Consider the following 10,174-nt stretch of genomic DNA (forward strand, 5'->3'; position numbering starts at 1 on the left):
ACGGAGGACATCGATGTTCGGCGACTACTCGATTGGCGACCTTGGCTCCATCTTCGTCATGCAGGGTTTTGCGGGACTGATCCTGTTCTCGGTCTACGTGCTGATGGCGCTTGGTCTTGCGATCATCTTCGGCCAGATGGGCGTCATCAACATGGCCCATGGCGAGTTCATGATCCTCGGGGCCTACGTCACCTGGATGACCTCCAATCTATTCCAGACCTACTTGCCGAGCCTGTTCAGCGGCTACTTCTTCCTCGCGATGATCCTGGCCTTCGTCGCGTCCGGCGCGCTGGGCATGCTGGTGGAATGGGTGCTGATACGGCACCTCTACAAGCGCCCGCTCGATACGCTGCTCGCCACCTGGGGCCTCAGCCTGATGTTGCAGCAGGCCTATCGTTCCGTGTTCGGCGCGCGCGAGGTCGGCGTCGAGCTGCCGCAATGGATGCTCGGCTCGCTGCACGTGACCGACAGCATCGAGGTGCCGATCAACGGCGTCTTCGTGATGTGCCTCACTGTGCTGATCACCATCGGCGTCGCCTATGTCATGTACAAGTCGCGCTGGGGCCGCCAGGTCCGCGCTGTCGTGCAGAACCGCATCATGGCTGGCGCGGTGGGCATCAACACCGAAAAGGTCGATCGCTACACCTTCGGTCTCGGTTGCGGCATCGCCGGTGTCGCCGGCAGCGCCTTCACGATGATCGGCTCCACCGGGCCAACCTCTGGGCAGCTCTACATCGTCGATACGTTCCTGGTGGTCGTGTTCGGCGGCGCCGCCAGTTTGATCGGCACCATCGCCTCGGCCTTCTCGATCTCGCAGACGCAATCCACCCTCGAATTCTTCATGTCGGGCTCGATGGCGAAAGTGCTGACGTTGCTCGCGGTTGTCGGAATCCTGATGCTGCGGCCGCAAGGGCTGTTCGCCCTCAAGGTCCGCAAGTGAGAAACTGGGGCTGATGCAATGACCGACAATCGCTTCTTCAACCGATCGGAGTTCATCGGAATTCTGGTGCTCGCGGTCTTCCTGGTGGTGATCCTACCGCTCACGCTTGATGTCTTCAGGCTCAATCTGGTCGCAAAATACCTGACCTACGCCTTCGTCGCGCTCGGCCTGGTGATCTGCTGGGGCTATGGCGGCATTCTCAGCCTCGGTCAGGGCGTGTTCTTCGGGCTCGGCGGCTACTGCATGGCGATGTTCCTCAAGCTCGAGGCGTCGAGCGTGGAGAACACCAAGATCCAGTCGACGCCCGGCATTCCCGATTTCATGGACTGGAATCAGATCACCACGCTGCCGCTGTTCTGGAAGCCATTCAGCAGCCTCACCTTCACGATCGCCGCAATCGTTCTCGTGCCTGGCATCTTCGCTCTCATCATCGGCACCGCGATGTTCAAGCGCCGGGTCGGCGGCACCTACTTCGCCATCATCACCCAGGCGGTCGCGGCCATCCTCACCATCCTGATCGTGGGACAGCAGGGCTACACCGGCGGCATCAACGGCATGACCGACCTGCGGACGTTGAAGGGCTGGGACATCCGGCCTGATCACGCCAAGATCGTGCTGTACTTCTTCGAGGTCGGACTGCTGTTCGCCTGCATCATGATCGCGCAGTTCGTCCGTCACTCAAAGCTCGGGCGCATCCTCGTCGCGATGCGGGAGAAGGAGGACCGGGTCCGCTTCTCCGGCTACAGCGTCGCGAACTTCAAGATCTTCGCCTTCTGCATCGCCGCCGTGTTCGCTGCGATCGGCGGCGCCATGTTCGCGCTCAATGTCGGCTTCATGTCGCCGTCCTTCGTCGGCATCGTGCCGTCGATCGAGATGGTGATCTACACCGCGGTCGGCGGCCGGCTCTCGATCCTCGGCGCGGTCTACGGCACGCTGCTGGTCAACTTCGCCAAGACCAGCCTGTCGGAAACCTTTCCCGAATTGTGGCTGTTCGGTCTTGGCGGATTGTTCATCGCCGTGGTCCTGGCCTTCCCGAACGGTCTCGCTGGGATCTGGGGCGACTACGTGCAGCCGCGCATCGATCGCCTGATCTCGTCGCGCAAACCGAAGCCTGACGGCTGGACCGACAGTTCGGTCGCCGACGGCGCCCCGGCAGAGTGAGGAGATCATCATGCTCGTAGGTCACCAGCCCAAGGAATTCCTGCTCGCGGTCGAGGCGCTGACGGTGTCTTTCGACGGCTTCAAGGCGGTCAACGATCTCTCCTTCTATGTCGACGAGAACGAGATCCGCGTCATCATCGGCCCCAACGGTGCCGGCAAGACCACCGTGCTCGACCTGATCTGCGGCAAGACCAAAGCAACGTCGGGCTCGATCCAGTTCCGTGGCAAGGAGCTGACGCGGATGAAGGAAAACGAGATCGTCAAGACCGGCGTCGGCCGCAAATTCCAGAACCCCTCGATCTACGACGATCTCACGGTGTTCGAGAATCTGGAGATCTCCTATCCGCGCGGCCGCTCGGTGTTCGGCGCACTGACCTTCACCCGCGACGCCGCCGTGCGCGACCGGGTGCACGAGGTCGCCGAGATGATCTTCCTGAAGGACCGGCTCAACGTGAACGCCGATCTGCTCAGTCACGGCCAGAAGCAATGGCTCGAGATCGGCATGCTGCTGATCCAGGACCCGGACCTCTTGATGCTGGACGAGCCCGTCGCCGGCATGAGCGTGTCCGAGCGCGCCAAGACCGCCGAGCTTCTCAACCGCATCATCAAGAACCGTTCGGTGCTGGTGATCGAGCACGACATGAAATTCGTCGAGGACATCGCGCACAAGGTCACCGTGCTCCACCAGGGCCAGATCCTCTCCGAGGGCACCATGGAGAAGGTGAAGAACGATCCCAAGGTCGTCGAAGTCTATCTCGGTCACTAGGAGCGCGATGATGCTGGCAATTTCCGATCTTCACGTTGCCTACGGCCAGAGCGAGGTGCTGCACGGGCTCAACGTCAATGTCGCGCCGAACGAGATCGTCGCGATTATGGGGCGCAACGGCATGGGCAAGACCACGCTGATGAAATCGCTGATGGGCATCCTGCCCGCCAAGAGTGGCTCGGTGACCATGGACGGCGCCGAGCTCGGCGGTCTGCCGAGCTACGAGCGGGTGGCCAAGGGCCTCGCCTATGTGCCGCAGGGGCGCATGATTTTCTCCACCATGACGGTGAAGGAGAACATCGAGACCGGCCTCGTCGTCTCCGGCGGGACCGAGGTGCCTGAAGACATCTACGAACTATTCCCGGTGCTGCTGGAGATGAAGGGGCGCCGCGGCGGCAATCTCTCCGGCGGCCAGCAGCAGCAGCTCGCGATCGCACGCGCGCTCGCGACCAAGCCGAAGGTGCTGCTGCTGGATGAGCCGACCGAAGGCATCCAGCCCTCGATCATCAAGGACATGGCGCGCACCTTGAAGCGCATCCGCGACGAGAAGGGCCTGTCGATCGTCGTGTCCGAGCAGCTCCTGAGCTTCGCACTCGATATCGCCGACCGCGTGCTGGTGATCGAGAACGGCGAGATCGTCCGTGACGATCCGCGCGACGCCGTCGATGCCGCGCAGGTGTCCAAATATCTGTCCGTCTAACCAACCGTGTAAAAGGGGAGCATCTCGATGCCAGAGACACTGATCAAGGTCGATCTCACCAAGTCGGCTTACGAAAATGACATGGTGCATAACCGCTGGCACCCCGACATCCCGATCGTGGCCTGGGTCAATCCCGGCGACGATTTCATCATCGAGACCTATGACTGGACCGGCGGCTTCATCAAGAACAACGATTCCGCCGACGACGTGCGCGACATCGACCTCTCGATCGTGCACTTCCTCTCCGGTCCAATCGGCGTCAAGGGCGCCGAGCCCGGCGATCTCCTGGTCGTCGACCTGCTCGACGTCGGCCCGATGAAGGAGAGCCTGTGGGGCTTCAACGGCTTCTTCTCCAAGCAGAACGGCGGCGGCTTCCTCACCGACCATTTCCCGCTGGCGCAGAAGTCGATCTGGGACATCAAGGGCCTCTACACCTCGTCGCGTCACGTTCCCGGCGTCAACTTCGCCGGCCTGATCCATCCCGGCCTGATCGGCTGTCTGCCCGATCCGAAGATGCTGGACATGTGGAACAAGCGCGAGGCCGAGCTGATCTCGACCAATCCGACCCGCGTGCCAGGCCTCGCCAACCCGCCGTTCGCGCCGACCGCCCATGGCGGCCGCGCCAAGGGCGACGTCAAGGCCAAGATCGGCGCCGAAGGCGCGCGCACCGTGCCGCCGCGCGAGCATGGCGGCAATTGCGACATCAAGGACCTGTCGCGCGGATCGAAGATCTACTTCCCGGTCTATGTGCCCGGCGCCGGTCTCTCGATGGGCGACCTGCACTTCAGCCAGGGCGACGGCGAGATCACCTTCTGCGGCGCGATCGAGATGGCCGGCTGGCTGCATCTGAAGGTCGAGGTGATCAAGGACGGGATGGCGAAATACGGCATCAAGAATCCGATCTTCAAGCCGTCGCCGATCACGCCGAACTACAAGGACTATCTGATCTTCGAAGGCATCTCGGTGGATGAGGCCGGCAAGCAGCACTATCTCGACGTCCACATCGCCTATCGCCAGGCCTGCCTCAACGCCATCGAGTACCTGAAGAAGTTCGGCTACTCCGGCGCGCAGGCCTACTCGATCCTCGGCACCGCGCCGTGCCAGGGCCACATCTCCGGCGTGGTCGACGTGCCCAACGCCTGCGCCACGCTGTGGCTGCCGACCGAGATCTTCGACTTCGACGTGATGCCGTCGGCGGCAGGACCCATCAAGCACATCACGGGCGATATCCAGATGCCGATCTCGCCGGACAAATGATCCCTGCGCGACGGGATGCGGGACGGCGCGCATTTGCCGCCCCGCATCCGCCGCGAGGTGCGTTGAACAGGCAAGAGCGTGGGGATGATGCGATGCCGGTCTATGAATATCTCTGTGACGACTGCGGTCCGTTCAAGGACCTGCGCCCGATGGCGGAATGCGACGATCCGCAAAGCTGTCCGCATTGCGAGAGCATGGCGCCGCGGGTGATCCTGACGGCACCGAATTTCTTCTGCATGCCGGCGGAAAAGCGCAAGGCGCACGCCGTCAACGAGCGCAGCACGCACGCGCCGCAGACGCTCGCACAATACAAGGCCTCGCACGGTCCCGGCTGCGGCTGCTGCTCCACGGGCAAGACGGTCAAGGACAAGGGCACGGCGGACAAGAAGAAGCCGGCGCGGCTGATGACCAAGAGCAAGAGCGGCGCCAAGGGTTTTCCCACCGCGCGCCCCTGGATGATCAGCCACTGACGCCACGCGCCAACATCAAACAGGTAAGGAGCGCCGAAATGCTTCACGGTGACATTTCCAGCAGCAACGACGCCGTCGGCGTTGCAGTGGTCAACTACAAGATGCCCCGCCTTCACACCAAGGCCGAGGTGCTCGACAACGCCCGCAAGATCGCCGACATGGTGGTGGGCATGAAGGTCGGCCTGCCCGGCATGGACCTCGTGATCTTCCCCGAATACTCCACCCAGGGGATCATGTACGACTCCAAGGAGATGTATGAGACCGCTTCGGCGGTCCCCGGTGAAGAGACCGCGATCTTTGCCGAAGCCTGCCGCAAGGCGAAAGTGTGGGGCGTGTTCTCGCTGACCGGCGAGCGCCACGAGGAGCACCCGCACAAGGCGCCCTACAACACCTTGATCCTGATGAACGACAAGGGCGAGATCGTCCAGAAGTACCGCAAGATCATGCCGTGGGTGCCGATCGAGGGCTGGTATCCCGGCAACTGCACCTATGTCTCCGACGGCCCGAAAGGCCTCAAGGTCAGCCTGATCATCTGCGACGACGGCAACTACCCGGAAATCTGGCGTGACTGCGCCATGAAGGGCGCCGAGCTGATCGTGCGTTGCCAGGGCTACATGTATCCGGCCAAGGAGCAGCAGGTCCTGATCTCCAAGGCCATGGCATGGGCCAACAATGTCTATGTCGCGGTCGCCAATGCCGCCGGCTTCGACGGCGTCTATTCCTATTTCGGCCACTCCGCGATCATCGGCTTCGATGGCCGCACACTCGGCGAGTGCGGCGAAGAGGATTACGGCATCCAGTACGCCCAGCTGTCGAAACATCTGATCCGCGATGCGCGCCGCAATGGTCAGTCGCAGAACCATCTCTACAAGCTGGTCCATCGCGGCTACACCGGCATGATCAATTCCGGCGAAAGCCCGCGCGGCGTTGCGGCGTGTCCGTATGATTTCTACAAGAACTGGATCGCCGATCCCGAAGGCACGCGCGACATGGTCGAGGCGATGACCCGCTCGACGCCGGGGACCGACGAGTGTCCCATCGACGGCATTCCGAACGAGGCGGCGGCGTCGAATTACTAGCCATCGCCGGCGGCGCAGGTTGAGCTCGATGCCTGGATGATCGGCCATGGATGTGAATGGCCGTCCATAAGCGCCGACGTTCCGAGAGGTCTGCGCATGCGCGGAATGGGAATGGCGCCCGGCAAACCGTGGCGCGGTTGCAACATGGACGCTTGAATCTGTTCAGGTTGCTTTGCCATTGGCGGATTCTCGACGCGCACCGGTTCTACCGGTCATCCTCATGGCCTAAGTTCCGCGCGGTGCCGCCAGGAGCGCCGTCCGTGAGGGGAAGAGTGTGGAAGTTTGGTTGCGATCGAGCGGGCCGGGTTGCTCGCACCTGAGCACTGTCGCAATTCGCACGGCATTCTGGGTCGGCCTCACCTTGGGCGCATCTGCCGCCATGACCTCCGCCGGAGCGCAGCAATTCTTCAACGGATCGCAGACTACGCCGAACGGTGCCGTCAATGGCGGCGGCGGCGTCTGGGACTCGACCACCACCAACTGGACGGATTTCTCCGGTTCGACCAGCACCGCTTACGATCCGTCGTCATCCGGCACAACGTTCGGCAGCGGCGGTCCCTCGACGCCGGCCACAGGCGGCACGGTGACGGTTACGCCAGGCGGCGTGCAGCTCACCAGTCTCGTGGGCTTCGATCTCACCGGCGATGGCTCGATCTATACCATCCAGGGCGGCGACCTCAGGCTGGCCCCGGGCGGCACCACGTTCTTCACCAATGATGTCACGGGCAGCGGAGCCCCCTCGGCCGCGATTGCTTCCCGCATCACGGGCAGCGGCGGCATCTCCGTGCAGGGGCCCGGCATCCTGGCGTTGCTCGGCGCCAACACCTATTCCGGCGCCACGTTCATCTGCAACTGCGGCTCGTTGCAGCTTGGCGATGCGACCCATACCGCCGGCATCATCGGCGCCGTCACCAACGAGGGCCTGTTCAAGATCGTCAATGCCGACACGTCGGGCATCACGTCGCTGCTCAACGACTTCTCCGGCACGACGACGTTTCTCAACGCGACCTCCGCGAGCGCGATGGTGATCACCAACAGCGGCCAGGTGTATTTCGGCGATCTGGCCGGTGGCGGGACCGATACCGCGACGGCTGGCCGGGCGACCATCATCAATGATGGCGGTTTGACCAGCTTCTTTGGCCGCACCAACGCGGGCACGGCCAGCATCACCAACCAGAATGGTGGCGGCGTCGCGTTCCTCGAGCAATCCTCGGCCGGCTCGGCGACCATCGTGAACAATGATCTCAGCGGGACTGTGTTTGGTACGCTGAGTGGATCCGACACCGCGACCGCGGGCAACGCGACGATCGTCAACGAGTTCGGCGGCCGGACCAATTTCGGCGCGTTCACCACGGCCGGCAATGCCACCATCATCACCAGGGACGGCGGCAAGACCGAGTTCTTCGACAATTCCACCGGCGGCAATGCGCGCTTCGTCACCACCGGGACAGGCATCGTGGATTTCGGGGTCAGCGTCGGTCCCAACAGCGACGGCCGCATCACGGCCGGCTCGATCGAAGGCAGCGGCTTCTATTACATCGGCGGCGGCAACACGCTCGTCGTCGGCGGCAACAACCGCTCGACCGAGGTCAGCGGTGTCATCGGCGACTACGATCCCTGCAGTTGCGGCCCCGCCGGTCCGGGCTCGCTGGAAAAGGTCGGCAGCGGCACGCTGATCCTCTCCGGCACGAACACCTATACCGGCACCACCACGATCAATGGCGGCATCCTGCGGGTCGATGGCAATATCTCGCAATCGAGCCTGACCACCGTCAACGCGGGCGGCGCGCTGTTCGGCGCAGGGATCGTCGGCAACACCGTTATCGCCAGCGGTGGCATCTATGCGCCTGGTGACGGCGGCCCCGGCTCGAGCATGCTGGTTCTGGGTGACCTCGCCTTCCAGTCCGGTGCGCTGTACCTCGTGCAGGTCGGCAGCGGAACCACTGCGAGTTTTGCAAACGTTGTCGGCAACGTTACCCTGAATGGCACCGTCGGCGTCTCGCTCTCTGCCGGCAGCACCATATTGCCGCACTACAAGATCATGCAGTTTTCCGGCTCGGCTACCGACAACTTTGTCGGCGTTGCCGCGCCCGGTGGTCTCATCGCCACGACCAGCGTGAACCCTGGCGGCACCGTCTATCTCAATTTCACGCTCGACTATGGCGCGAAGTACGCCCTCAGCATCAATCAGAAGAACGTCGCCACGACGCTTCAGAACTTCTTCAACGCCAATGGTTTCCTGCAAGCCGAATTCGCGGGCCTCGGCCCCAACGGCTTGACGCAGGCTTCCGGCGAGTCGGCGACAGGTTCGCAGCAGACGACATTCAACGCGATGAATCTGTTCCTCGGCCTGCTGACCGAAGTCTACGGCTCGGGACGCAGCGGCACTTCAGGTGCGACGCCGTATGCCGATGACGCGAGCGCAAGTGCTCATGCCGCGGCAGGCAAGATCCCGCGTGACAAGAGCGCGCGCGACGCGTTCGCCTCGATCTACCGCAAGGCACCGGCCGCGACTTTCGAGCAGCGCTGGGACGTGTGGGCGGCCGGCTACGGCGGCTCCCAGACGACCGACGGCAATGCCGGCCTCGGCTCGAACAACACCACCAGCAGCATCTACGGCACGGCCGTCGGTCTCGACTACCGTTTCTCGCCGTCGACCATCGCCGGCTTCGCGCTTGCCGGCGGCGGCACCAGCTTCGGCGTCACCGGCCTCGGCTGGGGTCACTCCGACCTGTTCCAGGCCGGCGCTTTCGTGCGTCATACCGCCGGACCGGCCTATATCACGGCTGCGCTGGCCTATGGCTGGCAGGATGTGACCACCAATCGCGTCGTCACTGCCGCCGGGTTCGACCAGCTGCGCGCCCAGTTCAATACCAACGCGTTTTCGGGCCGTGTCGAGGGTGGCTACCGCCACGCGATGTCATGGATCGGCGTCACGCCCTATGCGGCGCTCCAGGCCACCATGTTCAGCCTTCCGGGCTACTCGGAGTTCGCTGTGGCCGGCAGCAGCGTCTTCGCCCTCAACTATGCCGCCAAGGACGTGACCAGCACCCGCACCGAGCTCGGCCTGCGCGCGGACAGGTCATTTGCCGCTGCCGGCGGCCTGATGACGCTGCGCGGCCGCGTTGCCTGGGCGCATGACTACAATCCGGATCGTACCGTCGGCGCGGTGTTTCAGGCCCTGCCTGGATCGGCTTTCGTCGTGAATGGCGCCGCGCAGGCGCGCGATTCCGCGCTGACCACGGCGTCGGTGCAGGTGAACTGGATGAACGGCTGGTCCGCATCGGCAACCTTCGACGGCGAGTTCTCGAACGTCACGCGTTCCTATGCCGGCAAGGGCCTCGTGCGCTACGCGTGGTAGGCGCGGCTTATCCTCCCCCAGGGGAGGACAAGGAAGAGCATCACTGCTTCTTCTGCGCGGGCTTGCGCGGCGGCCGCGGCGCCACGGGCGTGCCGGCCATCTTGTTGGCGGTCTCGCTGACGTCGAGCAGCGAACGGCGAATGTCCTCGATGTAGCTCGCCGACTTCTTCCTCATGGTTTCGGTCAGCTCGCGCAGCCCCTGTATCTTCTCGAACAGCTCGTCGGCATTGYCATTGACGAAGCCGGGCACCACGCCCTCGATCTTCGTGACCGCCTTGTCGAATCCCGCGAAGGCGCTGTCGACCTTGGCCATCACGGAATCGATTTCGCCGCCCTTGCTCCTGAGGTCGGCGCTATAGTTCTCGAATGTGCGAAGCCCTTCCTTGATCGCGGGGGCATTGCTCACGATCGTGCGGTCGACACTGTGCAGGGTGTCGACG

8 protein-coding genes and 1 pseudogene are annotated in these 10,174 nt (G+C 63.4%); 8 read left to right on the forward strand and 1 reads right to left on the reverse strand.

The window, feature by feature from the left end; genetic code table 11:
• The first annotated feature begins 13 nt into the window (after positions 1 to 13).
• From urtB to AC1D00_RS11910, 8 genes are all read left to right on the forward strand, one after another.
• Complete coding sequence (gene urtB, locus AC1D00_RS11875) at positions 14 to 940, forward strand: urea ABC transporter permease subunit UrtB (RefSeq protein ID WP_135179141.1); 927 nt, start codon at positions 14 to 16, stop codon at positions 938 to 940.
• Between the two features lie 18 nt (positions 941 to 958).
• On the forward strand, positions 959 to 2,101 hold the full coding sequence (urtC, locus tag AC1D00_RS11880) for an urea ABC transporter permease subunit UrtC (protein WP_135179142.1): 1,143 nt from the start codon (positions 959 to 961) through the stop codon (positions 2,099 to 2,101).
• Positions 2,102 to 2,111: 10 nt separating this feature from the next.
• The gene (gene urtD, locus AC1D00_RS11885) at positions 2,112 to 2,867 is read left to right on the forward strand and encodes an urea ABC transporter ATP-binding protein UrtD (protein WP_011083791.1); all 756 of its coding nucleotides are present in this window, start codon (positions 2,112 to 2,114) and stop codon (positions 2,865 to 2,867) included.
• 10 nt (positions 2,868 to 2,877) lie between these two features.
• Positions 2,878 to 3,567 (forward strand): urea ABC transporter ATP-binding subunit UrtE, encoded by a 690-nt coding sequence (urtE, locus tag AC1D00_RS11890; RefSeq protein ID WP_477010796.1) that lies wholly within the window; start codon positions 2,878 to 2,880, stop codon positions 3,565 to 3,567.
• 27 nt (positions 3,568 to 3,594) lie between these two features.
• Positions 3,595 to 4,824: a formamidase gene (gene fmdA / locus AC1D00_RS11895; RefSeq protein WP_027542198.1), complete on the forward strand. Its 1,230-nt coding sequence runs from the start codon at positions 3,595 to 3,597 to the stop codon at positions 4,822 to 4,824.
• Between the two features lie 92 nt (positions 4,825 to 4,916).
• Positions 4,917 to 5,294 (forward strand): FmdB family zinc ribbon protein, encoded by a 378-nt coding sequence (locus AC1D00_RS11900; RefSeq protein ID WP_477010797.1) that lies wholly within the window; start codon positions 4,917 to 4,919, stop codon positions 5,292 to 5,294.
• A 38-nt stretch (positions 5,295 to 5,332) separates the two neighbouring features.
• Complete coding sequence (locus AC1D00_RS11905; protein WP_477010798.1) at positions 5,333 to 6,373, forward strand: aliphatic amidase; 1,041 nt, start codon at positions 5,333 to 5,335, stop codon at positions 6,371 to 6,373.
• A 379-nt stretch (positions 6,374 to 6,752) separates the two neighbouring features.
• On the forward strand, positions 6,753 to 9,734 hold the full coding sequence (locus tag AC1D00_RS11910; protein WP_477010799.1) for an autotransporter outer membrane beta-barrel domain-containing protein: 2,982 nt from the start codon (positions 6,753 to 6,755) through the stop codon (positions 9,732 to 9,734).
• A 40-nt stretch (positions 9,735 to 9,774) separates the two neighbouring features.
• On the opposite strand, the pseudogene AC1D00_RS11915 reads toward AC1D00_RS11910, so the two are convergent.
• Positions 9,775 to 10,174: pseudogene (locus AC1D00_RS11915) on the reverse strand (MlaD family protein); the annotation flags it as partial.

The organism is Bradyrhizobium sp. P2_E8, assembly GCF_056403875.1.